The sequence below is a fragment of the Pseudomonas sp. PARCl1 genome (genome assembly GCF_947311875.1).
Classification (GTDB): domain Bacteria; phylum Pseudomonadota; class Gammaproteobacteria; order Pseudomonadales; family Pseudomonadaceae; genus Aquipseudomonas; species Aquipseudomonas juntendi.
Genome location: NZ_CAMZMX010000060.1, coordinates 1 through 24,786, shown reverse-complemented (window position 1 = coordinate 24,786; position 24,786 = coordinate 1). Strand labels below are relative to the sequence as shown.

The 24,786-nt window shown below is 63.1% G+C and carries 19 protein-coding genes; 5 read left to right on the top strand and 14 right to left on the bottom strand.

Features of this window, described 5'->3' with window-relative positions; translation table 11 throughout:
* Positions 1-536 precede the first annotated feature (536 nt).
* Positions 537-992, top strand: coding sequence for a transposase (locus QME24_RS22720; protein WP_029886216.1), 456 nt, complete (start codon positions 537-539; stop codon positions 990-992).
* 155 nt (positions 993-1,147) lie between these two features.
* On the opposite strand, the gene rpsA is transcribed toward QME24_RS22720, so the two are convergent.
* The 7 genes from rpsA to mtnA form a co-directional block, all read right to left on the bottom strand.
* The gene (rpsA, locus tag QME24_RS22715) at positions 1,148-2,824 is read right to left on the bottom strand and encodes a 30S ribosomal protein S1 (RefSeq protein ID WP_003252673.1); all 1,677 of its coding nucleotides are present in this window, start codon (positions 2,822-2,824) and stop codon (positions 1,148-1,150) included.
* A 124-nt stretch (positions 2,825-2,948) separates the two neighbouring features.
* Positions 2,949-3,635 (bottom strand): (d)CMP kinase, encoded by a 687-nt coding sequence (cmk, locus tag QME24_RS22710; protein WP_009685997.1) that lies wholly within the window; start codon positions 3,633-3,635, stop codon positions 2,949-2,951.
* Entirely contained in the window at positions 3,632-5,851 is a 2,220-nt protein-coding gene (locus tag QME24_RS22705; RefSeq protein WP_281691061.1) for a bifunctional prephenate dehydrogenase/3-phosphoshikimate 1-carboxyvinyltransferase, read from the bottom strand. Before QME24_RS22705 ends, cmk begins: the two co-directional genes overlap by 4 nt.
* Before the next feature lie 235 nt (positions 5,852-6,086).
* Positions 6,087-7,181 carry a prephenate dehydratase gene (gene pheA / locus QME24_RS22700; RefSeq protein WP_009686000.1) on the bottom strand — a complete coding sequence of 365 codons (1,095 nt, stop codon included), beginning with the start codon at positions 7,179-7,181 and terminating at the stop codon, positions 6,087-6,089.
* Positions 7,181-8,266 carry a 3-phosphoserine/phosphohydroxythreonine transaminase gene (serC, locus tag QME24_RS22695; protein WP_009686001.1) on the bottom strand — a complete coding sequence of 362 codons (1,086 nt, stop codon included), beginning with the start codon at positions 8,264-8,266 and terminating at the stop codon, positions 7,181-7,183. The genes pheA and serC overlap by 1 nt, the downstream gene beginning before the upstream one ends.
* Before the next feature lie 264 nt (positions 8,267-8,530).
* On the bottom strand, positions 8,531-11,296 hold the full coding sequence (gyrA, locus tag QME24_RS22690; protein WP_029886218.1) for a DNA gyrase subunit A: 2,766 nt from the start codon (positions 11,294-11,296) through the stop codon (positions 8,531-8,533).
* A gap of 294 nt (positions 11,297-11,590) precedes the next feature.
* On the bottom strand, positions 11,591-12,667 hold the full coding sequence (gene mtnA, locus QME24_RS22685; RefSeq protein ID WP_281691060.1) for an S-methyl-5-thioribose-1-phosphate isomerase: 1,077 nt from the start codon (positions 12,665-12,667) through the stop codon (positions 11,591-11,593).
* 204 nt (positions 12,668-12,871) lie between these two features.
* Between mtnA and ubiG the strand changes: the two genes are divergently transcribed.
* The 3 genes from ubiG (at position 12,872) to QME24_RS22670 (ending at position 15,157) form a co-directional block, all read left to right on the top strand.
* The gene (gene ubiG / locus QME24_RS22680) at positions 12,872-13,570 is read left to right on the top strand and encodes a bifunctional 2-polyprenyl-6-hydroxyphenol methylase/3-demethylubiquinol 3-O-methyltransferase UbiG (protein WP_009686004.1); all 699 of its coding nucleotides are present in this window, start codon (positions 12,872-12,874) and stop codon (positions 13,568-13,570) included.
* A 2-nt stretch (positions 13,571-13,572) separates the two neighbouring features.
* Entirely contained in the window at positions 13,573-14,244 is a 672-nt protein-coding gene (mupP, locus tag QME24_RS22675; protein ID WP_029886220.1) for an N-acetylmuramic acid 6-phosphate phosphatase MupP, read from the top strand.
* Positions 14,245-14,416: 172 nt separating this feature from the next.
* A complete protein-coding gene (locus QME24_RS22670; RefSeq protein WP_192440564.1) occupies positions 14,417-15,157 on the top strand; it encodes a YciK family oxidoreductase in 741 nt (246 codons plus the stop codon).
* Between the two features lie 62 nt (positions 15,158-15,219).
* Here QME24_RS22670 and QME24_RS22665 read toward each other — a convergent pair whose 3' ends face one another.
* The 7 genes from QME24_RS22665 to QME24_RS22635 all read right to left on the bottom strand — a co-directional run bounded on the left by QME24_RS22665 (position 15,220) and on the right by QME24_RS22635 (position 23,079).
* The gene (locus QME24_RS22665) at positions 15,220-16,005 is read right to left on the bottom strand and encodes an iron-containing redox enzyme family protein (RefSeq protein ID WP_054890379.1); all 786 of its coding nucleotides are present in this window, start codon (positions 16,003-16,005) and stop codon (positions 15,220-15,222) included.
* Positions 16,006-16,035: 30 nt separating this feature from the next.
* Positions 16,036-18,492 (bottom strand): EAL domain-containing protein, encoded by a 2,457-nt coding sequence (locus tag QME24_RS22660; RefSeq protein WP_029886222.1) that lies wholly within the window; start codon positions 18,490-18,492, stop codon positions 16,036-16,038.
* Between the two features lie 134 nt (positions 18,493-18,626).
* Positions 18,627-20,459, bottom strand: coding sequence for an ABC transporter ATP-binding protein (locus QME24_RS22655; RefSeq protein ID WP_029886223.1), 1,833 nt, complete (start codon positions 20,457-20,459; stop codon positions 18,627-18,629).
* Positions 20,452-21,084 carry a DsbA family protein gene (locus QME24_RS22650; RefSeq protein WP_281691059.1) on the bottom strand — a complete coding sequence of 211 codons (633 nt, stop codon included), beginning with the start codon at positions 21,082-21,084 and terminating at the stop codon, positions 20,452-20,454. Before QME24_RS22650 ends, QME24_RS22655 begins: the two co-directional genes overlap by 8 nt.
* A 3-nt stretch (positions 21,085-21,087) precedes the next feature.
* Complete coding sequence (locus tag QME24_RS22645) at positions 21,088-22,020, bottom strand: rhodanese-related sulfurtransferase (RefSeq protein ID WP_009686013.1); 933 nt, start codon at positions 22,018-22,020, stop codon at positions 21,088-21,090.
* A gap of 227 nt (positions 22,021-22,247) precedes the next feature.
* Positions 22,248-22,544, bottom strand: a complete 297-nt coding sequence (locus tag QME24_RS22640; protein ID WP_009686014.1) for a BolA family protein — start codon at positions 22,542-22,544, stop codon at positions 22,248-22,250.
* A gap of 10 nt (positions 22,545-22,554) precedes the next feature.
* Positions 22,555-23,079, bottom strand: a complete 525-nt coding sequence (locus tag QME24_RS22635; protein WP_009686015.1) for a DUF2059 domain-containing protein — start codon at positions 23,077-23,079, stop codon at positions 22,555-22,557.
* A gap of 154 nt (positions 23,080-23,233) precedes the next feature.
* On the opposite strand from QME24_RS22635, the gene QME24_RS22630 reads away from it, so the two are divergent.
* Positions 23,234-24,628 carry a class II fumarate hydratase gene (locus QME24_RS22630; RefSeq protein ID WP_009686016.1) on the top strand — a complete coding sequence of 465 codons (1,395 nt, stop codon included), beginning with the start codon at positions 23,234-23,236 and terminating at the stop codon, positions 24,626-24,628.
* Positions 24,629-24,786 lie beyond the last annotated feature (158 nt).

The following is a 24,786-nucleotide window of genomic DNA, read 5'->3' as shown; positions in this document are numbered from 1 at the left end:
TTTGATACGGCCAAGCTTTTCAGCTCTGAACACCTCAGAAAAGCTTGACCGCCAACAGAGTATCTACGTTTGTTTCGGGCCAATTATGCCTGGGGGATTTGCGCGCGAACCCTTTGGCGCATGCCTCAATATCGCGTCGTATGAACCAGGCGGTCGCGCGCGCCTCTCACAGGCCTCACTGGCCCGAAACAAACGTAGGAGCGAGCGCAGCTCGCGATGCGCCGCGCGGGCGGCGCTCGATTTGCGCACCACCACATCCCCCACGCCAAGCACCCCGGGGCTCCCCCGATACCTCATGCCATGCGCCGTGCCGGTGAAGGTACGGCGATGGAGCAGCATTGCCCGCGAGGCCGCGCCGCCCGCGCGGCGCATCGCGAGCTGCGCTCGCTCCTACGTTTTTTTCGGGCCAGTTATGCCTGGGCCAGGTGCGCGCGAACGCTTTGGCCCTTGTTTACATACTGCAAATCACTGGCGGGTCGATCCCTGCACAGGCTGACTATGCTGACCGAGCAATTACCTGCTCAAGGATGAACGCAATGCCGAACCCTCATGGCTACAGGCTTCGCCGCGCACGATGCTCGGTGCCAGGCAGGCTTTATATGCTGACTACGGTCACTCATCGACGTAAGCCTTTGTTTCACGACCTCCGCTTCGCACGGTTGGTCATCCAAAACCTTCGTTACGCGGAAGAACAACACCACTGCCGATCGCTGACCTGGGTCGTAATGCCAGATCATGTGCATTGGCTGATTGAGCTGAAAGAAGTGACGCTTGGAACATTGATGCAGCGCTTCAAATGCCAGTCCAGCAATGCGCTTCACAAGGCCGGGGCAAAGGGGAAGCCGGTGTGGCAGGCAGGTTATTACGACCGAGCCTTGCGCCGGGACGAGGATGTTTTCAAGGTCGCGAGATACATCGTTGCCAATCCGGTAAGGGCCGGACTGGTGTCATCGGTTGGCGCATATCCTCATTGGGATGCAGCATGGCTTTAAGGCATCACGATGGAGACGTATCGCACGCCGCCCGCGCCTCGCGACAGTTATGCCTGTGCGGATTGTGCACGAACGCTCCAGGGCATCGCGGGGCATACTAAGAAAACAAAAAAAGGGCGACCCGAGGGTCGCCCTTTTTACCGATCAAACAGAACTCAGTTCTGCTTGGCCATTGCTTCGCGCAGCAGCGCAGCCATGGTGGTGTCGGCAGCAGCTTCCGGAGCGTTTTTCAGGCTCTGGATAGCTTCACGCTCTTCAGCGTCGTCTTTCGACTTGATCGACAGACTGATCACGCGGGACTTGCGGTCAACGCTGATGATCTTGGCTTCGATCTCTTCGCCTTCCTTCAGAACGTTGCGCGCGTCTTCAACGCGGTCACGGCTGATTTCGGAAGCTTTCAGAGTGGCTTCGATGTCGTCGGCCAGGGTGACGATGGCGCCTTTGGCGTCAACTTCTTTCACGATGCCCTTGACGATAGCGCCCTTGTCGTTGACAGCAACGAAGTTGGAGAACGGATCGTCTTCCAGCTGCTTGATGCCCAGGGAGATGCGCTCGCGCTCTGGGTCAACCGACAGGATGACGGTTTCCAGCTCGTCGCCCTTCTTGAAACGACGTACGGCTTCTTCGCCGGTTTCGTTCCAGGAGATGTCGGACAGGTGAACCAGGCCGTCGATGCCGCCGTCCAGACCGATGAAGATACCGAAGTCGGTGATCGACTTGATGGTACCGGTGATCTTGTCACCCTTGTTGAACTGGCCGGAGAAGTCTTCCCATGGGTTGGACTTGCACTGCTTGATGCCCAGGGAGATACGACGACGCTCTTCGTCGATGTCCAGAACCATGACTTCCACTTCGTCGCCAACCTGAACGACTTTCGACGGGTGGATGTTCTTGTTGGTCCAGTCCATTTCGGAAACGTGTACCAGACCTTCAACGCCTTCTTCCAGCTCAGCGAAGCAGCCGTAGTCGGTCAGGTTGGTTACGCGAGCCTGTACGCGAGTACCTTCTGGGTAACGGGCAGTGATAGCTACCCACGGATCTTCACCCATTTGCTTCAGACCCAGCGAAACGCGGTTGCGCTCACGGTCGAACTTCAGAACGCGTACGTCGACTTCGTCGCCAACGTTAACGATTTCCGATGGGTGCTTGATGCGCTTCCAAGCCATGTCGGTGATGTGCAGCAGGCCGTCGATACCGCCCAGGTCCACGAATGCGCCGTAGTCGGTGAGGTTCTTGACGATACCTTTGACTTGCTGGCCTTCCTGCAGGGTTTCCAGCAGGGCTTCGCGCTCGGCGGAGTTCTCGGCTTCCAGCACGCTGCGACGGGAAACGACAACGTTGTTGCGCTTCTGGTCCAGCTTGATGACCTTGAATTCCAGCTCTTTGCCTTCCAGGTGGGTGGTGTCGCGCACTGGGCGGACATCAACCAGGGAGCCCGGCAGGAACGCACGGATGCCGTTAACGTCGACAGTGAAGCCGCCCTTAACCTTACCGTTGATAACGCCCTTGACCACTTCTTCGGCGGCGAAAGCTGCTTCCAGAACAATCCAGCACTCGGCGCGCTTGGCTTTTTCACGGGACAGTTTGGTTTCGCCAAAGCCGTCTTCGACCGCGTCCAGCGCAACGTGGACTTCGTCACCGACCTTGATGGTCAGTTCGCCAGCTTCGTTGTAGAACTGCTCGAGCGGGATGACACCCTCGGACTTCAGGCCAGCGTGTACGGTAACCCAGTCGCCGTCGATGTCGACAACGATACCGGTGATGATGGCACCCGGCTGAAGATTGAGGGTTTTCAGGCTTTCTTCAAAGAGTTCTGCAAAGCTTTCGCTCATTTTAATTCCTGTAGATTCGGGCGAAACAAACGCCCCTCGCCACATTCCAGACAATGTGGGTCTGTTTTAAGTAAAGGAACGCCGGCAAGACGTTGACTGGTGAACCTGCCTGCTTTCCTGGTGATCAGAGAAGGTCGCGCTGGGCGATCTCGCTCCTGATACGTTGCAACACCTGCTCGATGGACAACTCGGTGGAATCCAGCTGAATGGCGTCTGCCGCTGGTTTCAGCGGGGCCACTGCACGCTGAGTGTCGCGTTCATCACGCGCCCGAATCTCATCCAGCAGACTCGACAGACTAACATCTTCACCCTTGCCCTTCAACTGCAGGTAGCGGCGGCGCGCCCGTTCCTCGGCACTGGCGGTCAGAAATACCTTCAGCGGCGCGTCGGGGAATACCACCGTGCCCATGTCGCGGCCGTCGGCAATCAGCCCGGGCATTTCCCGGAAGGCGCGCTGGCGCTGCAGCAGCGCCTCACGCACGGCAGGCAGCGACGCCACCATCGAGGCACCGGCACCGACGGTTTCGGTGCGGATGACCTGGCTGACGTCCTCACCTTCGAGAATGGTCTGCTGCAGCTTACCGGGCTCGGCGGCGATGAACTGCACATCCAGATGGGCGGCCAGCTTGGTCAGCAGCTCTTCGTTGGTCAGATCGACACCGTGGTTGCTGGCATTGAACGCCAGCAGCCGGTACAGCGCGCCCGAGTCCAGCAGGCGCCAGCCCAGTTCGCGCGCCAGCAAGCCGGCCACCGTACCTTTGCCAGAGCCACTCGGCCCGTCGATGGTGATGATGGGGGCCAGCGTGTTCACGACTTGCCCTCTTCGGCCACGCGGATGCCCACTTCGGCGCACAGCGCCAGGAAGTTGGGGAACGACGTGGCAACGTTGGCGCAGTCATGAATGCGGATCGGCGCACTGGCGCGTAGCGAGGCCACGCTGAAGGCCATGGCAATGCGGTGGTCACCGTGGCCATGCACTTCGCCGCCGCCCAGCTGGCCGCCGTCGATGATGATGCCGTCCGGGGTCGGCTCGCACTTGATGCCCAGGGTCAGCAGGCCGTCGGCCATCACCTGGATACGGTCGGACTCCTTCACCCGCAGCTCTTCGGCACCGCGCAGCACGGTACGGCCTTCGGCGCAGGCAGCGGCAACGAACAGCACGGGGAACTCGTCGATAGCCAGCGGCACCAGCTCTTCAGGGATATCGATACCCTTCAGCTTGGCCCCGCGCACACGCAGGTCGGCCACCGGCTCGCCGCCGACTTCACGCTGGTTCTCCAGGCTGATGTCGCCACCCATCAGGCGCAGGATGTCGATGACACCGGTACGGGTCGGGTTGATGCCGACGTGCTCCAGCACCAGCTCGGAGCCTTCGGCGATGGACGCCGCCACTAAGAAGAAGGCTGCCGAGGAGATGTCGGCCGGCACTTCGATGCGGGTAGCGGTCAGCTTGCCCCCAGACTGCAACGAGGCCACCGGGCCATTGCTTTCTACCGCGTAGCCGAAACCGCGCAGCATGCGCTCGGTGTGATCGCGGGTCGGTGCCGGCTCGGTGACGGTGGTTTTGCCTTCGGCGTACAGGCCGGCCAGCAGCAGGCAGGATTTGACCTGCGCGCTGGCCATCGGCAGCGTGTAGGTCAGCCCCTTGAGCCGGTGGCCGCCGCGAATGGTCAGCGGCGGGCGGCCTTCCGGGCCGGTCTCGACCACGGCACCCATTTCGCGCAGCGGGTTGGCCACACGGTTCATCGGGCGCTTGGACAACGAGGCATCACCGGTCATGGTCACGTCGAACGGCTGGCCGGCCAGCAAGCCGGACAGCAAACGCATCGAGGTCCCCGAGTTGCCTACGTACAGCGGGCCGGGCGGCGGCTTCAGGCCGTGCAGGCCAACGCCATGAATGGTCACGCGGCCGTGGTTGGGGCCTTCGATGACCACACCCATGTCACGGAATGCCTGCAGGGTCGCCAGGGCGTCTTCACCTTCGAGGAAGCCTTCGACCTCGGTGGTGCCCTCGGCCAGCGAGCCAAGCATGATCGAGCGGTGAGAAATCGACTTGTCGCCCGGTACACGAATCCGCCCGTTCAGGCGGCCACCCGGTTGGGCCAGGAAAATCAGATCGTTGGCGTTCATAGCGTCCACATAGGCCCGACGGGCCAGGATTTTACTGAAATGCTCGCGGGCAACGCGTGCGCGGGTGAATACACCCAGCAACTGGTGCCCGTCCCCTTCAGCGATAGCGTCGCGCAAGGCGTCGAGATCACTGCGATATGTATCAAGTGTGCGCAGGACAGCATCGCGGTTGGCGAGGAAGATGTCATGCCACATGGTCGGGTCGCTGCCGGCGATCCTGGTGAAATCGCGGAACCCCCCGGCAGCGTACCGGAAGATCTCGAGGTTTTCATTGCGTTTGGCCAGTGAATCGACCAGGCCAAAGGCCAACAGGTGCGGCAAGTGGCTGGTGGCGGCCAGCACTTCGTCGTGGCGCTCGACCGTCATGTGCTCGACATCGGCCTCCAGCGCGCGCCACAGGCGGTCGACCAGGGCCAGTGCGGCCGGGTCGGTTTCGGCCAGCGGCGTGAGAATGACCTTGTGCCGGCGGAACAGGGTAGCGTTGGATGCCTCTACCCCGCTCTGCTCGGAACCGGCAATGGGGTGGCCAGGCACGAAGCGCGGCAGGCGCTGGCCGCTCTCGTTCACAAAAACGGAACGCGCCTCACGAACAACATTGCCCTTGGCGCTGCCGACGTCGGTGATGATGGCGTTGCCCAGGTCTAGCCGGGCCAGGCGCGCCAGAACTTTCTCCATGGCCAGGATGGGCACGGCCAGCTGGATGACATCGGCGCCCACGCAGGCGGTGGCGAGGTCTTCTTCGCAGCGGTCGACCACGCCCAAGGCTACGGCCTGCTTGCGCGAGGGGGCATCCAGGTCGACTCCGACCACTTCGCGGCACAGGCCGCTTTCACGCAGGCCCTTGGCGAACGAACCACCGATCAGGCCGAGGCCAACTACGACCAGGCGGTTGATGATGGGCGCGGGTTTGGTTTTTGCTGCATTTACCACTGGTGTGAACCCTGTTCAGAAATCGGGACAGCCTGTAAGAACGCTGGGGCTGCGCTGCAGCCCATCGCCGGCAAGCCAGCTCCCACACCCATCGCAGGCACGCCAGCGCCTACAGGGGCAGTGCAAACCTGGAGGTTTGTGCTGTACCTGTGGGAGCTGGCTTGCCTGCGATGGGGCGCAAAGCGCCCCCCGCGGCCCTGAATCAAAGCACTGCCTTCGGATACGAGCCCAGCACCTTCAGCGCCACAGCCTCCTGGCTGATCTGTTCGAGCACCGCCTTGATCAGTGGGTCGCGGTGGTGGCCAACGAAGTCGATGAAGAACACGTAGGTCCACTTGCCGCTGCGCGACGGGCGGGTTTCGATGCGGGTCAGGTCGATGCCGTTCTGGTGGAACGGCACCAGCAGCTCATGCAGCGCGCCCGGCTTGTTGCTCATCGAAACAATGATCGAGGTCTTGTCGTCGCCGGTAGGCGGCACTTCCTGCTGGCCGATCATCAAAAAGCGCGTGGAGTTGTCCGGGCGGTCTTCGATCTTCTCGGCCAGGCGGGTCAGGCCATACAGGTTGGCAGCCATGTCACCGGCGATCGCCGCCGAGTTCCACTCGCCCTTCACGCGCTTGGCGGCCTCGGCATTGCTCGATACCGCCACCCGCTCCACGTTCGGGTAGTGCGCGTCCAGCCACTTGCGGCACTGGGCCAGGGACTGGGCATGGGAATAGATGCGGGTGATGCTGTTGGTCTTGGTGCTCTCGCCCACCAGCAGGTGGTGGTGGATACGCAGCTCGACTTCGCCGCAAATCACCATGTCGTGTTCGAGGAAGCTGTCCAGGGTGTGGCTGACCGCGCCTTCGGTGGAGTTTTCCACCGGCACCACGCCAAAATTGACCGCACCGGCCGCAACTTCACGGAACACCTCGTCGATGGCCGCCATCGGGCGGCTGATCACCGCGTGGCCGAAGTGCTTCATGGCCGCCGCCTGGGTGAAGGTGCCTTCAGGGCCCAGGTAGGCGATTTTCAGCGGCTCTTCCAGGGCCAGGCACGACGACATGATTTCGCGGAACAGCCGCGCCATTTCTTCGTTGCCCAGCGGCCCTTTATTACGCTCCATCACCCGCTTGAGCACTGCTGCTTCGCGCTCGGGGCGGTAGAACACCGGCTTCTCGCCTTCTTTGAGCGAAGCGGTCTTGACCCGCGCAACCTCTTCGGCACACCGGGCGCGCTCGCTGATCAGCTCGAGGATTTTTTCGTCGAGGCTGTCGATGCGAACGCGCAGGGCTTTGAGTTCCTGTTCCGACATCAGCCGTGCTCCTTCTCGAATTCAGCCATGTAGGCCACCAGCGCTTCCACGGCGTCCAGGCCCAGGGCATTGTAGATAGAGGCGCGCATCCCGCCCACCGAGCGGTGGCCCTTGAGGTTGAGCAGGCCGCGGGCATCGGCACCGGCGAGGAAGGCCTTGTCCAGGCGTTCATCGGCCAGGCGGAACGGCACGTTCATCCACGAGCGGGCATTGACGCTGATCGGGTTGGTGTAGAACTCGCTGCTGTCGATGAAGCCGTACAGGCGGTCTTTCTTGGCCCGGTTGCGCTGCTCCATGGCCTCGACACCGCCCTGCTCCTTGAGCCACTCGAACACCAGGCCCGAGAGGTACCAGGAGTAAGTGGCCGGGGTGTTGTACATCGAGCCGTTGTCGGCCGACACCTTGTAGTCGAGCATGGTCGGGCAGCTGCTGCGGGCGTGGCCCAGCAGGTCTTCACGCACGATCACCACCACCAGGCCGCTGGGGCCGATGTTTTTCTGCGCGCCGGCGTAAATCAGGCCGAACTGCGACACGTCGATCGGGCGCGAGAGGATGTCGGAGGACATGTCGACCACCAGCGGAACGTCACCGGTCTGCGGCACCCAGTCGAACTGCAGGCCACCGATGGTTTCGTTGGACGCATAGTGCACGTAGGCAGCGTTGCTGGTCAGTTTCCAGTCGTTCTGGCCCGGAATGGCCAGGTAATCGTAGGCTTTGGCGCTGGCGGCGACGTTGACGTTGCCGAAGCGGCGCGCTTCCTCGATGGCCTTTTTCGACCAGATGCCGGTCTCGATGTAGTCGGCAGTGCCGTTTTCCGGTAGCAGGTTCAGCGGGATCTCAGCGAACTGCTGGCTGGCACCGCCCTGCAGGAACAGTACCTTGTAGTTGGAGGGGATAGACAGCAGGTCACGCAGGTCCTGCTCGGCCTTTTCGGCGATGGCCACGTAATCGTCGCTGCGATGGCTCATTTCCATCACCGACAAGCCCTTGCCATGCCAGTCCAGCATTTCAGCCTGGGCGCGCTGCAGAACAGCGGTAGGAAGCGCGGCAGGGCCTGCGCAGAAGTTAAAGGCTCGGTTGCTCACATCCACTCTCGCTCTGCCAAATGGTACAAATTCATTTCTTGCAGGCCGCACGCGCCTCTTTGTGGGAGCGGCCTTGTGTCGCGATAGGGCCGCGAAGCGGCCCCAGCTTTTTGCAGCGCCGCTGAAATCCTGGGGCTGCTTTGCAGCCCTTTCGCGACACAAGGCCGCTCCTACAAAAAGCTTGCTCGCACCCGGCCAGGCATTGCCTGCAGTTATCAGTCAAACGGGGCGACCTTGGTCGCCCCGTTCGGGTTTTACACCTGCTTACTCCTGCGGGGCCTCTTCGGCGCCTGCAGCTTCGTCATTGTCTGGCACTTCGGCCTCGACACCCTCCTCGCCCGCCTCGACCATATCGTCGAGTTCGTCCTCGGACGGTTCCTGGATCCGCTCCAGGCCAACCAGTGTTTCGTCGGCAGCCAGCTTGATCAAGGTCACACCCTGCGTGTTACGGCTCAGGCTGGACACTTCGCCAACCCGGGTGCGCACCAGCGTGCCCTGGTCGGAGATCAGCATGATCTCCTCGCCTTCGTGCACCTGGATGGCGCCAATCAGCAAGCCATTGCGCCCCTTGGTGCCCATGGCGATCACACCCTGGCCGCCACGGCCGCGGCGTGGAAACTTGGACAGCGGGGTACGCTTGCCAAAGCCACGCTCGGAAGCGGTCAGGATCTGCGCGCCGGACTCCGGAATCAGCATGGAAATGATCTGCTGCCCCTTGCCCAGCTTCATGCCCCGCACGCCACGGGCGTTACGGCCCATTTCACGCACCACGCTCTCGGCAAAGCGAATGACCTTGCCAGCATCGGAGAACATCATCACTTCCTTGGCGCCGTCGGTGATGGCCGCTGCAATCAGGGTATCGCCTTCTTTGAGCTTCAAGGCAATCAGGCCATTGGAGCGCGGGCGGGCGAACTGCACCAGCGGGGTCTTCTTGACGGTACCCGAAGCGGTGGCCATGAAGATGTACGCGCCGGTCGGCTCTGCCACCCACTCAGGGGTGTCGCCGTCTTCTTCGTCAACTTCCTCGGCCTCGACCAGCTCACCTTCGAGCACGGTGTCGTCGGCGTCTTCCAGCTCTTCGTCAAGGTCGGCGTTCTGCTGCAGCGCCTCGAGGTCCACCTGCAGCATGGCGGTGATGCGCTCACCCTCTTCCAGCGGCAGCAGGTTCACCAGCGGGCGACCACGGGCCGCACGCGATGCTTCCGGAATTTCGTAGGTCTTTTTCCAGTACACCTTGCCCTTGCTGGAGAACAGCAGCAGCGTGGCGTGGCTGTTGGCGACCAGCAGGTGCTCGATGTAGTCCTCGTCCTTCACGCCGGTCGCCGACTTGCCTTTGCCGCCACGGCGCTGGGCCTGGTAAGCGGACAACGGCTGGGTCTTGGCGTAACCACCGTGGGAAATGGTGACCACGCGCTCTTCTTCCGGGATCATGTCGCCGTAGTTGAGGTCGTGGCTGGCATTGAGGATTTCGGTGCGGCGGGCATCGCCGTACTCGGCGCGGATGGCCTCCAGCTCTTCGCGGATCACTTCCATCAGGCGCTCGGCGCTGTTGAGGATGCGGATCAGCTCGCCGATCTGCTCGAGAATTTCCTGGTACTCGGCCAGCAGCTTCTCGTGCTCCAGGCCGGTCAGGCGGTGCAGGCGCAGGTCGAGAATGGCCTGGGCCTGTTCCGGCGACAGGAAGTACTTGCCATCGTGCAGGCCATACTGCTCGGGCAGGTCTTCAGGGCGGCAGGCCTCGGCACCGGCGCGCTCGACCATGACCTGCACGGCACTGGACTCCCACGGCGTGGAAATCAGGGCTTCCTTGGCCTCGGAAGGCGTAGGCGAAGCCTTGATCAAGGCAATGACCGGGTCGATGTTGGACAGCGCAACCGCCTGGCCTTCAAGGATGTGGCCGCGTTCGCGGGCCTTGCGCAGCTCGAAGACAGTGCGGCGGGTCACCACTTCACGGCGGTGACGGACGAACGCTTCGAGCAGGTCCTTGAGGTTGAGCAGCCGCGGGCGGCCGTCCACCAGGGCCACCACGTTGATGCCGAATACGCTCTGCAGCTGGGTGTGCTGGTAGAGGTTGTTGAGCACCACCTCCGGCACTTCGCCGCGGCGCAGCTCGATGACGATGCGCATGCCGTCCTTGTCGGACTCGTCGCGCAGCTCGGTGATGCCTTCGATCTTCTTCTCTTTGACCAGCTCGGCGATCTTTTCGATCAGCCGCGCCTTGTTCAGCTGGTACGGCAGCTCGGTGATCACGATCTGCTGGCGGCCACCGACCTTGTCGATGTCTTCGACCTCGGATCGGGCACGCATGTAGATGCGGCCGCGGCCGGTGCGGTAGGCCTCGATGATGCCTTGGCGACCGTTGATGATGCCGGCTGTCGGGAAGTCCGGGCCGGGGATGAACTGCATCAGTTCATCGACGGTGACTTCCGGGTTGTCGATCAGCGCCAGGCAACCGTCGATGACTTCGCCAAGGTTGTGCGGCGGAATGTTGGTCGCCATACCCACGGCGATACCGCTGGAACCGTTGACCAGCAGGTTGGGGATACGCGTGGGCATGACCGCCGGGATCTGCTCGGTGCCGTCGTAGTTGGGCACCCAGTCGACGGTTTCCTTGTGCAGGTCGGACAGCAGCTCGTGGGCCAGCTTGGTCATGCGCACTTCGGTGTATCGCATGGCCGCGGCATTGTCGCCGTCCACCGAACCGAAGTTGCCCTGGCCATCGACCAGCAGGTAGCGCAGCGAGAAAGGCTGGGCCATACGCACGATGGTGTCGTAGACCGCAGTGTCGCCGTGCGGGTGGTACTTACCGATCACGTCACCGACCACACGGGCGGATTTCTTGTACGGCTTGTTCCAGTCGTTGCCCAGTTCGCTCATCGCATAGAGAACGCGACGATGCACGGGCTTCAAGCCGTCACGTGCATCGGGCAGCGCTCGCCCGACAATCACGCTCATCGCGTAGTCGAGGTAGGACTGTCTCAGTTCGTCTTCGATATTGACCGGGAGGATTTCTTTGGCCAGTTCGCCCATGAGAAGCCTGATTCCTTTTTCTGGTGAAACTTCGCAGCTCCATCAAGGGCCGAACGAAGCTCGCCGCCGCAGCGCATAAGGGTGCGACGACTTACGACAAATCAATGAGTTGTGCCATGGATCTGCGCAATGAAGGCCGCCGTGATGGGCGGCCTTGGAAACTGCCGGATGTTACCACAAAGGCGGGTGCGGTGGGGAGATGTGGCGGGCAGCCAGAAGCAGGTTCGAATCTTGATTTGCTGGTGCCTGTGCCGGCCTCTTCGCGGGTTTACCGCGAAGAGGCCGGCACATGTGTCAATGCAGGCGCTTGCGGCACATCAACTGCGCCAGCTTGGCGGTATCCGGACGTTCGACAATGCCGCGCTCGGTCACGATCACGTCGATCAGGTCTGCCGGGGTCACGTCGAACACCGGGTTGAACACCTCGACCTCCGGGGCCACCCGGGTGCCGGCGTAATCCAGCAGTTCATCGGCCTCACGCACTTCCAGGGGGATATCCTCGCCGGTCGCCAGGTTCAGGTCGATGCTGGTGCTGGGCGCTACCACCATGAAGCGCACGCCATGGTGCATGGCGCTGACCGCCAGCTGGTAGGTGCCGATCTTGCCGGCCATGTCACCATTGGCGGCAATGCAGTCCGCCCCCACCACCACCCAGGTGATGCCCTTGGTCTTCATCAGGTGGGCCAGCGCCGAATCGGCGCACAGGGTGGTCGGGATGCCTTCGTTGGTCAGCTCCCACGCGGTCAGGCGCGAGCCCTGCAGCCAGGGGCGCGTCTCGCCGGCATACACCCGCTCGACCATGCCTTCGAGGTAACCGGCACGGATCACCCCCAGCGCGGTGCCGAACCCCCCACTGGCCAGCGCACCGGCATTGCCATAGGTGAGCAGGGTCTGGGCGTTGCCCTGGTGGCGGCGGATCAGCTCGGTGCCGTGCTGGGCCATGGTCAGGTTGGCTTCACGGTCGCTTTCGTGAATGGCCAGCGCTTCGGCCTCGCACGCCGCCAGCACGTCTTCGTCCGGGCGCAGGCGCTGCAGGCGCTCGCGCATGCGGTTCAGTGCCCAGAACAGGTTGGCAGCCGTGGGGCGCGCCTCGGCCAGGGTGAGAAAGTCCTCTTCCAGGTCCAGCTCCCAGTTACCACCTTCGGCCAGCCGCTCTTCCAGGGCCAGCACCAGGCCGTAGGCCGCCGCGATACCGATCGCCGAAGCACCGCGCACCGCCATGTCGCGGATCGCGGCTGCCACCTGCGCGACATTGTCGCAGGCCAGCCAGCACTCCCGGGACGGCAGCAGGCGCTGGTCGAGCAGGTGCAGGACGCCGCCCTGCCAGCGGATCGCGGTCACCTTCTCCGCCGCCAATAGTCGCTCGCGCATTGCCTCTCCCTGTCGTTCGGATATCAAAAGCCGGCGATTATAGCGAGCCTGGGGGCCGAGCGCTCGGGTATACTCCGGCCTTTTCGAGCGCAAGCCGCAAGCTACGAGCGGCAGGAAAAAGCGAATGCGTACAAGGTCTGCTTTTTCTTGCTGCCTGGGGCTTGCAGCTTGCAGCTTAATAGCCAAGCTTTTGAGGACTGCCCAATGAGCAACGTCGACCGCGCCGAAATCGCCAAGTTCGAAGCGCTGGCCCACCGCTGGTGGGACCGTGAAAGCGAGTTCAAGCCGCTGCATGAAATCAACCCGCTGCGCGTCAACTGGATCGACGAACGCGCCAGCCTGGCCGGCAAGAAGGTGCTGGACGTAGGTTGCGGCGGCGGCATCCTCAGCGAAGCCATGGCCCTGCGCGGTGCCAGCGTTACCGGTATCGACATGGGCGAGGCGCCGCTGGCCGTGGCCCAGCTGCACCAGCTGGAGTCTGGCGTGCAGGTGGAGTACCGGCAGATCACCGCCGAAGCGCTGGCCGAAGAAATGCCTGAGCAATTCGATGTGGTCACCTGCCTGGAAATGCTCGAGCACGTACCCGACCCGTCGTCGGTGATCCGTGCCTGCTACCGCATGGTCAAGCCAGGCGGCCAGGTGTTCTTCTCCACCATCAACCGCAACCCCAAGGCCTACCTGCTGGCCATCGTTGGCGCCGAGTACATCCTGAAGATGCTGCCGCGCGGCACCCATGACTTCAAGAAGTTCATCCGCCCCTCCGAACTGGGCGCGTGGAGCCGTGATGCCGGCCTGCAGGTCAAGGACATCATCGGCCTGACCTACAACCCGCTGACCAAGCACTACAAGCTGAGCAGCGACGTCGACGTCAACTACATGATCCAGACCCTGCGCGAGGAATGAGCATGCGTTTGCGAGCGGTACTCTTCGACATGGACGGCACCTTGCTCGACACGGCGCCGGACTTCATCGCCATCTGCCAGGCCATGCTCGCCGAACGCGGCCTGCCGCCGGTCGATGACACGCTGATCCGCGGGGTGATTTCCGGCGGTGCGCGGGCCATGGTCGCCGCCACCTTCGCCATGGACCCTGCAGCCGAAGGCTTCGAGGCCCTGCGCCTGGAGTTCCTCGAGCGCTACCAGCGCGACTGCGCGGTGCACAGCAAGCTGTTCGACGGCATGGCCGAACTGCTGGCCGACATCGAGAAAGGCAAGCTGCTGTGGGGCGTGGTCACCAACAAACCGGTGCGCTTCGCCGAGCCGATCATGCAGCAACTGGGCCTGGCCGAGCGTTCGGCGCTGCTGATCTGCCCAGACCACGTAAAAAACAGCAAACCGGACCCAGAGCCGCTGATCCTGGCCTGCAACACCCTGAACCTGGACCCGGCCAGTGTGCTGTTCGTCGGCGACGACTTGCGCGACATCGAGTCGGGCCGTGACGCCGGCACCCGTACCGCCGCGGTGCGCTACGGCTATATTCACCCAGAAGACAACCCCAACCACTGGGGCGCCGACGTGGTGGTGGACCACCCGCTGGACCTGCGCAAGGTGATCGACAGCGCGTTGTGCGGCTGCTGAAGCTGCTGAAGCTGCAAGTTGCAAGTTGCAAGTTGCAAGTTGCAAGTTGCAAGTTGCAAGCCACAAGCCACAAGCTGCAGCAGCCCACATCGCCCAGCTTTTTCTTGTAGCTTGAAGCTTGAAGCTTGAAGCTCGAAGCTTGCAGCTAAAGCCCCGAATCAAGGACAGAACCATGTTCGACTACACCGCCCGCCCCGACCTGCTCAAAGGCCGGGTCATCCTGGTTACCGGTGCCGGCCGCGGCATCGGCGCTGCTGCTGCCAAGGCCTACGCCGCACTGGGCGCCACCGTGCTGTTACTGGGCAAGACCGAAGCCAACCTGAACGAGGTCTACGACCAGATCGCGGCCGCCGGGCATCCGCAGCCGGTGGTCGTTCCGTTCAACCTGGAAACCGCGCAGGCACATGAGTACGACGACCTGGCGGTCATGATCGAAGAGCAGTTCGGCCGCCTTGATGGCCTGCTCAACAACGCCTCGATCATCGGCCCGCGCACGCCGCTGGAACAGCTGTCAGGCGACCATTTCATGCGCGTGATGCACATCAACGTCAATGCCACCTTCATGCTCACCAGTACCCTGCTGCCGCTGCTGAAGCTGTCGGAAGACGCCTCGGTGGTGTTCACCAGCAGCAGCGTGGGGCGCAAGGGCCGTGCCTACTGGGGCGCCTACGGCGTGTCCAAGTTCGCCACCGAGGGCCTGATGCAGACCCTGGCCGACGAACTGGAAGGCGTGGCGCCGGTGCGCGCCAACAGCATCAACCCCGGGGCCACGCGCACAGCGATGCGGGCGCAGGCTTACCCTGGCGAGAACCCGCAGAACAACCCGCTGCCTGAAGAAATCATGCCCGTGTACCTGTACCTGATGGGGCCGGACAGCAAGGCCGTGAATGGGCAGGCGCTGAACGCCCAGTAACGGCCGAGATTGCCGGGGCCGCAGCGCGGCCCATCGCGGCCTTGCTTCGCAGCGGGGCGGGCCTACCCGGCGGCCAACGCCGGGCGCATACGCCCCTGCTGGCGCCCCTCAAGCTGCATGCACCGCTCCAGGAACAGGAACATGCAGTCGTAGCTCTTGCAGATCGCCCTGCGCAACTCGGTGCGCAAGCCCAGGCTGGGGTTCTCGCCGGCCAGGGTACAGATGATTTCCAGCGCTTCCCACGGGTGCGCATCGTCATACTGGGCGTGCATCTTCAGCCATTTCATCGCCCGCTTGCGCCCTTCCTCCGGGAAGCCCATGGCGTAGGTGTCGGTCGAACACACCACTGCCGACCATTCGCCCGTCGCGCCTTCGATGGCATAGTTGGTCGCGGCCATGGCAATGGCCAGGTTCTCGGTGGCACACACCCGCCAGCACCAGTCGTTCAGGCCGTTGAGCTCCGGCGGCACGTCCTGGGCCTGCAGGTCGTGCAGATGCACACCATGCGCCTGGCACCAGTTCACCCAGTAATCGGCATGGTTGAGCTCGACCCGGATATTGCGCATCAGCCAGCGCCGTGCCATGTCCTCACCCTGGTGCCGACCGTAGCGGGTCTTGGTCAGGTTGTGGGCCATGTACAGCGAGAACTGCTCCACCACCGGCCAGCCGCCAATCAGGTACTGGCGAATGGTCGATTGCTTCAGCTGGCCATCGCGCAGGCGTGCATAGAACTCATGCTCCACGACCCGGCGCTTGCTCTCGCGGCAATCTTCAATCAGCTGCTGAGCCCATTGAGGGTAACTGGCCGGGTCCATCAACGGCCCGATACGAACGAATGCATCAATCACTTTCAGCTCCTTGATCCTTGTGATTTCCAGCTAACGAAAGGTGCCAGGTGCACGCTGCAACAGAGGCCGGGCGGCGATCCGTTGGCGCTGCAGACTGTCACAGGTGAACACCTGGGGGCGTTCGATCAGGTAGCCCTGGGCGTAATCCACGCCAATTTCCTGCAGGGCCTGCTCGATCAGGGGCGTTTCGACAAACTCGGCGATGGTGCGCTTGCCCATCACATGGCCGATATGGTTGATGACTTCGACCATGGCCCGGTTGACCGGGTCGTCGAGCATGTCCTTGACGAAACTACCGTCGATCTTGAGGTAATCCACGGGCAAATGCTTGAGGTAGGCGAACGAGGACATGCCGGCGCAGAAATCATCGAGCGAGAAGCGGCAACCCAGGCCCTTGAGCTCGTTGATGAAGCGGATGGCGCTGCCCAGGTTGGCGATGGCGCTGGTTTCGGTGATTTCGAAGCAGATCATCCGCGGCGGAATGGCGTACTCGACGAATAGCCGCTGCAGGTATTCCAGGAACTTGTCATCGCCGATGCTCGACCCCGACAGGTTGATCGCGCAGGTCGACAACGGCCCTTCCCGCCCCTCGTCCAGGCACTGGCGGATGACCATGAATACATTGCGTACCACCCAGCGGTCCAGCGCCGTCATCAGGCCATAGCGCTCGGCCGCCGGAATGAAGCTGCTGGGCAGGATGGTGCGGCCGCTTTCGTCGTGCAGGCGCAGCAGAATTTCGATGTGGCCCGGCCCCTCGAAGGTTTTCAGCGGGGCGATTTCCTGCGCGTACAGGCAAAACCGGTTCTCTTCCAGGGCAACATGCAAACGCTGGATCCAGGCCATTTCGCCAAAGCGCATGGACAGCTCGCTGTCGTCGGCGTGGTACACCTGCACGCGGTTGCGGCCTTTTTCCTTGGCCATGTAGCAGGCCATGTCCGCGGCACGTAACGAGGCTTCAAGGGTGCTGGGGGCCTGGGCCATGTGCACCAGGCCTATGCTGACCGTGGTCACGAACGGGCGGCCTTTCCACACGAAGTGCAGGCTTTGCACCAGCTGGCGCAGTTGCTCGGCGATGCGCTCGGCCTGGTCGCTAGGGCAGTTTTCCAGCAACACGCCAAATTCGTCGCCCCCCAGCCGCGCCAAGGTGTCGCCCTCACGCAGGCCAGACTGCAGCACGGCACAGATGTGCCGCAGCAGCTCGTCGCCAGCGGCGTGGCCGCAGGTGTCATTGACCAGCTTGAACTGGTCCAGGTCCAGGAACATCAGTGAATGCCGCCCGGCCTGGCGGGCCAGGCCATTGAGCGCCTGCTCCAGGCGGTATTCGAACTCGCGGCGGTTGGCCAGCCCGGTCAGGGCATCATGGGTAGCCTGCCAGGACAGATTGGCAATGTACTGGCGCTCCTGGGTCATGTCGTGCAGCACCAGCACAATGCCGGCAACCTGGCCGTCATTGACGATCGGCGAGCCCACCAGGTTGATCGATACCGTGCTGCCGTCCAGGCGCTGGATCAGCCGCGCATGCTCGGCGCCGCCGTTGAGGCTGCCGTTTAGCACCTGTTCGACCAGGCTGGTGCCGTTTTCTTCGGCGTGCTCGTCGACCAGGCTGAACAATGCCGAAAGCGGTAACCCTTGGGCCTGGGCGGCCTGCCAGTGGGTCAGCTGTTCGGCGGCCGGGTTCATGTAGCCGATACAGCCCTCCACATCGGTGGTTATCACCGCGTCGCCGATAGCCTGCAGGGTAATCTGCGCCCGCTCTTTTTCTTCCTGCAGGGCACTGGCGAAAGCCTGGCGCTGGGCCAGCAGTTTGCTGGAGCGGCGCCAGGCAATACTGATCAGGAACATGGCCGTCAGCAGGTTGGTGAACAGCAGCACCCGCAGCAGCATGCGCGACCCTTCGCCCAGCGCATCGCTGAAGGCCTTGGCCGCCGGCGTTACCCCTTCGTTGATGCTGACGATGCGCGCTTTCCAGGCTGCGACCGTAGCGGCGTCCACCGGGCCCGCAGCAAAACGCTGGTGTATCTCGCCTGCCAGCACATCCAGCTTGTCCAGGTAATCGTCACCGACGTTCCAGTAGTCGATGGCGGTCTGCATGTAGCTGATGTTGCGGAAGTTGCGGTAGAACCAGATGATCCGTTGCACGTCGTCGGCATGGTTGCCGCCCTGCAGTACCGCCTGGCGCGCGGCTTCCAGGTCGGGGTGCGGCTGGTCGAGCAACTCGCGCACCTTCTGGTCGCCCTGGGGCACGGTTATGGCCTGGCGATAGCGCTGGTAGGTACTCTCGTCGCGGGTTTCGGCGTATAGGTTGAGGTAATAGATGGCATCTTTCTGCGCCTTGGACCACAAACTCTCGCCCGCAACGTAAGCGCGCACGGACGACAGCGTGTACAGGCTGAGACTACCCAGTGCCACCTGGAAGACCACGACGGCGATGAAGGGCCAGGTGATGCCCAGCAACTTTGGCGCTTCGAGTGTGCGATGTCCCTTCATGGAGTCCCTGTCACAGAGCAGATAAGGCGCAAATCGACCCAGACAAGCACAGCGTAGGCCATTTGCCATCGCTGTGAAGGGGATTTTTATGACAAGGCAGCGGGGGCTTTGCGCAGCCTGGGTCGGCCCAGGATTCAGCTCTGTTGCAGATGCCCGTACAGCTTGGCATACAACCCACCTTCGGCAATCAACTGCTGGTGGTCGCCATCTTCCGCCACATGCCCACCATCGAACACCAGCACCCGGTCGGCCTGTTTCACGGCCGACAGGCGGTGGGCGATGATCAGCGTGGTGCGGCCACTGAGGAAGCGCGCCAAGGCCTGGTGCAGGTTGTATTCGGTGGCCGCGTCCAGCGCCGAAGTGGCCTCGTCGAGGATCACCACCTTGGGCTCGGCCAGGACCATGCGGGCGATGGCCAGGCGCTGGCGCTGGCCGCCGGACAGGCGCACACCCGACCGCCCCACCACACTGTCCAGGCCCTGCGGCAAGGCGGCGATGGTGGCGTCCAGCTGGGCGATGCGCAGCGCCTGCCAACAGGCCTCGTCACTGCAGTCACGGCCCATGGTGAGGTTGGCACGCACGGTGTCATTGAACAGCGATGGGTGCTGCAGTACCACTGCCACGTTTTCGCGCAGGGTTTCCAGGCCGATTTCCTGCAAGCTGGCCCCGCCAAAGCGGATGGTCCCGGCCTGGGCGCTGTACAAGCCCAGCAGCAGTTGCACCAGGGTGCTCTTGCCGCCGCCGCTGGCACCGACAATGGCCACCTTCTCACCCGGCGCGATCGACAGGTCGAGGTGGTCGAGCACGGGCTCATCGGCATAGGCAAAGCGCAGGTCACGCACCTCGATACCGACCGTGTCACGGCCGGCGAACGGGTCGCTGGCCGCCGGGTACTGCGGCTCGTCGGCCCGCGCCAGCAGCTCGTTGAGGCGGTTGAGGGCGCCGCCGGCGGCATAGTAGGCGTATTGCAGGTTGAGCAACTGCTCGACCGGGCCGATCATGAACCACAGGTAGCTGAACACCGCCAGCATCTGGCCGATCGACAGGTCGGAAAACAGCACGGTCAGCATGGCCGCCGCGCGGAAAATGTCGATACCGAACTGGAACAGCAAACCGCTGGCGCGGCCACTGGCGTCGCTTTTCCATTGCGAGTCGACGGCATAGTCGCGCACTTCACGGGCACGCAGGCCCAACCGGCCGAGGAAATAGCCCTGGCGGTTGCCGGCACGTATTTCCTGTATGGCATCGAGGGTTTCCGCCAGGGCCTGGGTGAACCGCGCGGTGCTGTCGTTCTCAAGCTTTTTGAGGTGCTTGACGCGTTTGCCCAACTGCACGGTGAAGTAGATCACCAGCGGGTTGAACAGCAGGATCAGCAACGCCAGTTGCCAGTGCATCCAGATCAGGATGGCGGCCGTGCCGGTCAAGGTGAGCATGGCCACCAGGAAGCGGCTGAGGGTTTCGCCCACGAACTTGTCGAGGGTGTCCAGGTCGGTGACCAGGTGCGTGGTGACCGTACCACTGCCCAGGCTTTCGTATTCCTGCAGCGAAATACGCTTGAGCCGCTCGATCAGGCGGATGCGCAGGCGGTAGACGATGTCCTTGGCCAGGCCGGCGAACAATTTGGCCTGCACCACGTTGAAGGCCAACGCGGCCAGGCGCAGGCACAGGGTAAGGCACAGCATCAGGCCGATGTAGCCGGCAGCCACCTGCCAGCCCGACGGCAGCAGGTGGTTCATCCACTTCAGTGCCGCATCACCATGGCCGAGCAGCACTTCGTCTACCAGCAACGGCAGCAACAGCGGAATGGGCACGCTGCAGCAGGCCGCGAGCACGGCGATCAGGTTGGCCGACCAGAGCTGCTTGCGGTGGTGCAGGGCCAGCCGGCGGATTTCCGCCCAGCTCAGCCGATCGGCCGCCGTGCAGGGCTTGCCCGGTACCGGGTCGGGGGACCCAGGCAGGTCAAGCACAGGTGGCCTGCTGCAGCCAGCGGCCGAGCAATGGTTGCAGGCGCTCCAACGGCTGGTAGCCGTTGGTCAACAGCGCCACTTGGCCGTTGCGCTCGGCGAGCAGGGTCGGAAAACCGGCGATGCCCAGGTCCTGGGCCCAGACGAAATCGGCCGCGGTGGCGGCGCGGGTATCGGCCTGGGCGAAGGTGGTGGCGAATACGGCACGGTCGAAACCGGCCTGTTCAGCCAGGTCGACCAGCTGTGGTGCGGTGGTCACATCCATGCCCTGCTCGTAGAACGCGCGCTGGATCAGCGCCAGCAGCGGCCAGACGCGCTCGCCACCCAGTTCGCGGGCGCTGACCAGGGCACGGCAGGCCGGCTCGGTGTCGTAGACGAAACCGTCCGGCATGGCCCCTTCGAAGCGGAACGCCTGGCCCGTGGCATCGGCCACCGCCTGCCAGTGTTCGAGGATGTACTTGCGGGTGGCGCTGTCCAGCGCACTGCCGCCGGTGCGCAGCCCGCCCACCACCACGTGGGTGGGCACACCCGCCTCATGCGCCTGGGCGATCAGGGCCGCGGCCACTGGCGCGAAACCCCAGCACCAGGAGCACATCGGGTCCATCACATAGATCAGGCGGGCAGACATGCATCAGGCCTCGGCTTTGTAGTTGTAACCGATCGGGTGCGGCAGGTTGCGCGCCTTGGCCAGCTCGATCTGCTTCTGCCGGTCGATGGCGCTGCGGCGGGTCTTTTCGCTCAGGGTGTCCCAGCAATGCGGGCAGCTGACACCTGGCGAATAGTGCTCGGACGCGCGCTCCTGGGCATTGATCGGGTGGCGGCAGGCGTGGCACTGGTCGTACTCGCCCTCGCTCAGGTCATGGCGCACCGTGACGCGGTTGTCGAAGACGAAGCAGTCGCCATCCCACAGGCTTTGTTCCTGAGGCACTTCCTCGAAGTACTTCAGGATGCCGCCCTTGAGATGATAGACCTCCTCGAAGCCTTCACCGAGCATATAGCTGGAGGCTTTTTCGCAGCGGATGCCGCCGGTGCAGAACATGGCCACCTTCTTGTGCTTGCTGGGGTCGAAGTTGGCCTTGATGTACTCGGGGAACTCGCGGAAGGTTTCGGTCTTGGGGTCGATGGCGCCCTTGAAGGTGCCAATGGCCACTTCGTAGTCGTTGCGGGTGTCGATCAGCAGCACTTCCGGGTCGCTGATCAGGGCGTTCCAGTCCTTGGGCTCGACGTAGGTGCCCACGGCCTGGTTGGGGTCCACGCCGGGCACGCCGAGGGTGACGATCTCTTTCTTGAGCTTGACCTTGGTGCGGTAGAACGGCTGTTCGTCGCAGTACGACTCTTTATGGTCGACATCGACCAGGCGTGGGTCGCTGCGCAGCCAGGCCAGCAGGCCGTCGATGCCTTCGCGGGTGGCCGACACGGTGCCGTTGATGCCCTCATGGGCCAGCAGCAGGGTGCCCTTGACCTGGTTGTCGAGCATGGCTTTGAGCAGTGGCTCGCGCAACTCGACGTAGTCTTGCAGGGTAACGAACTTGTACAGCGCCGCGACGACGATGGCTTGGGACATGAAGCAGGTTCTCCAGGTGGTTGCCCTCGTAAGGGGCGGACCGGGTTTGACGGTGTGGCAAAAAAACAGGGGGCGCTTTGCGCCCCTTTCGCGACGCAAGGCCGCTCCTACAGGGACCGCACCCGCCATCAGGCTGTGCAGTCGCTGTAACAGCGGCCTCGTGTCGCGAAAGGGCCGCAAAGCGGCCCCCGGATCTTGCAGGATTCTACCAGAACAACAGCAAGGTTTCAGTGCCCGCCGCCGGCGCATACCGGCGAGGCCGGTGCAGCGCCGACCTTGGCCCACTCTTCGCCGGTGTAGGTATGAATGGCCAGGGCGTGGATCTGGCCCATCAGCTCACCCATGGTGGCATACACCTTCTGGTGGCGCTTGACGCTGTTCAACCCGGCAAACTGCTCGCTGACGATCACTGCCTTGTAGTGGGTCTCCTGACCACGACTGTGCATGTGGCTTTCATCGAGCACTTGCAGGTGTTGCGGCGCCAGGCTGGCCAGCTGCTGTTCGATACGCTGTTGCATGGTCATTGCGGCTTACTCACTTCTTCGCTGGGGCGGCGGCCTTGCCAGCGTTCGGGTCCAGCTCTTTGGTCATGTCTTCGAGCAGCTTGTTCACCACCGGTACGGCCGGCTCGAGGCTCTGCTGGGTCAGCTGCGCCGACTGCTGGGTGACCTTGGGCATTTCGCGCAGCACTTTCTTGCCCAGCGGCGACTCGTAGAACTTGACCAGGTCCTTGAGTTCCTGCTCGGTGAAGGTCTGAGTGTACAGGTCTACCATCTTCGGCTTCAGCTTGTTCCAGCCGATGGCGTTGTCCAGCGCGGCGTTGGCCTTGGCCTGGTAGCTTTCCAGCACCGGCTGCTTGCTGGCCGGGGCTTTGGTCTGGGCGAAGCGCTGGGCGAACATCTGCTGGACCTGCATGTACACCGGGGTGCCCAACTTGTCGGCGTTGGCCAGGGTCAGGAATTTCTCGGCAGCAGCGTTGTGGCTGGCGGTGGCAGCGAGTACCTGGCCGCTGGCGCAAACCAGGGCAACGGCGGCACAAAGGACACGGAGACGGGTCATTGCATTTCCTTCAGAGAGAGGGAGGCGGGTACCTCAGAGTAGAGCATTCTGCGCCGTGGTAGCGCGGTGCTCAAGTGGCACGACGAGCGACTGAACCGCTCGGTCGAATCAAGGCCTAAACTGCGAATTCGAACTACACAGGAGTGAGTACAGAATGAGCCGTATCGAGACAGACAGCCTGGGCCCGGTCGAAGTTCCTGAGCACGCCTACTGGGGTGCGCAGACCCAGCGTTCGCTGATCAACTTCGCCATCGGCAAGGAACGCATGCCGCTCGCGGTGGTGCACGCCCTGGCGCTGATCAAGAAGGCCGCGGCACGCGTCAACGACCGCAATGGCGACCTGCCGGCCGACATTGCCCGGCTGATCGAACAGGCCGCCGACGAGGTGCTGGCGGGCAAGCACGACGACCAGTTCCCGCTGGTCGTGTGGCAGACGGGCAGCGGCACCCAAAGCAACATGAACGTCAACGAGGTGATTGCCGGGCGGGCCAATGAACTGGCTGGCCAGGGCCGGGGCGGCAAAACGCCAGTGCATCCCAACGACCACGTCAACCGCTCGCAAAGCTCCAACGACTGCTTCCCGACCGCCATGCACATTGCCGCGGCGCAGGCCGTGCAGGAAAAACTGCTGCCTGCCATCGGCGAACTGTCGGCCGGGCTGGCCGAACTGGCGGCGCGGCACAACAAACTGGTCAAGACCGGCCGCACGCACATGATGGATGCCACGCCGATCACCTTCGGCCAGGAGGTATCGGCCTTTGTTGCCCAGCTGGACTACGCCCAACGCGCCATTCGTGCCACCCTGCCGGCCGTATGCGAACTGGCCCAGGGCGGTACCGCCGTGGGCACCGGGCTGAATGCCCCGCACGGTTTTGCCGAAGCCATTGCCGCCGAACTGGCAGCCGAGTCCGGGCTGCCGTTCGTCACCGCGCCAAACAAGTTCGCCGCCCTGGCCGGCCATGAACCGCTGACCAGCCTGGCCGGCGCGTTGAAGACCCTGGCAGTGGCCCTGATGAAGATCGCCAACGACTTGCGCCTGCTGGGCTCCGGGCCGCGTGCCGGGTTGGCCGAGGTACGCCTGCCGGCCAACGAGCCGGGCAGCTCGATCATGCCGGGCAAGGTCAACCCTACCCAGTGCGAGGCGCTGTCGATGCTGGCGTGCCAGGTATTGGGCAACGATGCGGCGATCGGCTTTGCCGCCAGCCAGGGGCATTTGCAGTTGAACGTGTTCAAGCCGGTGATCATCCACAACCTGTTGCAGTCGGTCGAGTTGCTGGCCGATGGCTGCCGCAACTTCCAGCAGCACTGCGTGGCGGGTATCGAGCCCGACGCCCAGCAGATGGCCGCACACCTGGAACGCGGGTTGATGCTGGTGACCGCGTTGAACCCGCACATCGGTTATGACAAAGCCGCGGAGATCGCCAAGAAGGCCTACAGCGAAGGCAAGACCCTGAGGGAGGCCGCGCTGGAGTTGAAGTACCTGACCAATGAGCAGTTCGACCAGTGGGTAAGGCCGGAGAACATGCTGGCACCGGGTGGTAAAGGCTAAATTATTGATTGTTTGTACTGGCCCTATCGCTGGCAAGCCAGCTTGTATGGTTAGACTTGAAGGGAGGAGGAGGGACAAAGCCAGCTTCTGACTGTTAGCGCAGTACAGACCGTGGGAGACCTCGCCCCTCCTCCCTTTTCACCCAAGCGCCGATAAAG

Excerpts from the sequence above, each read along its gene's own strand:
- QME24_RS22720 (WP_029886216.1), top strand. The coding sequence starts at position 537 with ATGCCGAACCCTCATGGCTACAGGCTTCGCCGCGCACGATGCTCGGTG.
- rpsA (WP_003252673.1), bottom strand. The coding sequence starts at position 2,824 with ATGAGCGAAAGCTTTGCAGAACTCTTTGAAGAAAGCCTGAAAACCCTC.
- pheA (WP_009686000.1), bottom strand. The coding sequence starts at position 7,181 with ATGTCGGAACAGGAACTCAAAGCCCTGCGCGTTCGCATCGACAGCCTC.
- gyrA (WP_029886218.1), bottom strand. The coding sequence starts at position 11,296 with ATGGGCGAACTGGCCAAAGAAATCCTCCCGGTCAATATCGAAGACGAA.
- mtnA (WP_281691060.1), bottom strand. The coding sequence starts at position 12,667 with ATGCGCGAGCGACTATTGGCGGCGGAGAAGGTGACCGCGATCCGCTGG.
- ubiG (WP_009686004.1), top strand. The coding sequence starts at position 12,872 with ATGAGCAACGTCGACCGCGCCGAAATCGCCAAGTTCGAAGCGCTGGCC.
- mupP (WP_029886220.1), top strand. The coding sequence starts at position 13,573 with ATGCGTTTGCGAGCGGTACTCTTCGACATGGACGGCACCTTGCTCGAC.
- QME24_RS22670 (WP_192440564.1), top strand. The coding sequence starts at position 14,417 with ATGTTCGACTACACCGCCCGCCCCGACCTGCTCAAAGGCCGGGTCATC.
- QME24_RS22660 (WP_029886222.1), bottom strand. The coding sequence starts at position 18,492 with ATGAAGGGACATCGCACACTCGAAGCGCCAAAGTTGCTGGGCATCACC.
- QME24_RS22650 (WP_281691059.1), bottom strand. The coding sequence starts at position 21,084 with ATGTCTGCCCGCCTGATCTATGTGATGGACCCGATGTGCTCCTGGTGC.
- QME24_RS22645 (WP_009686013.1), bottom strand. The coding sequence starts at position 22,020 with ATGTCCCAAGCCATCGTCGTCGCGGCGCTGTACAAGTTCGTTACCCTG.
- QME24_RS22640 (WP_009686014.1), bottom strand. The coding sequence starts at position 22,544 with ATGACCATGCAACAGCGTATCGAACAGCAGCTGGCCAGCCTGGCGCCG.
- QME24_RS22635 (WP_009686015.1), bottom strand. The coding sequence starts at position 23,079 with ATGACCCGTCTCCGTGTCCTTTGTGCCGCCGTTGCCCTGGTTTGCGCC.
- QME24_RS22630 (WP_009686016.1), top strand. The coding sequence starts at position 23,234 with ATGAGCCGTATCGAGACAGACAGCCTGGGCCCGGTCGAAGTTCCTGAG.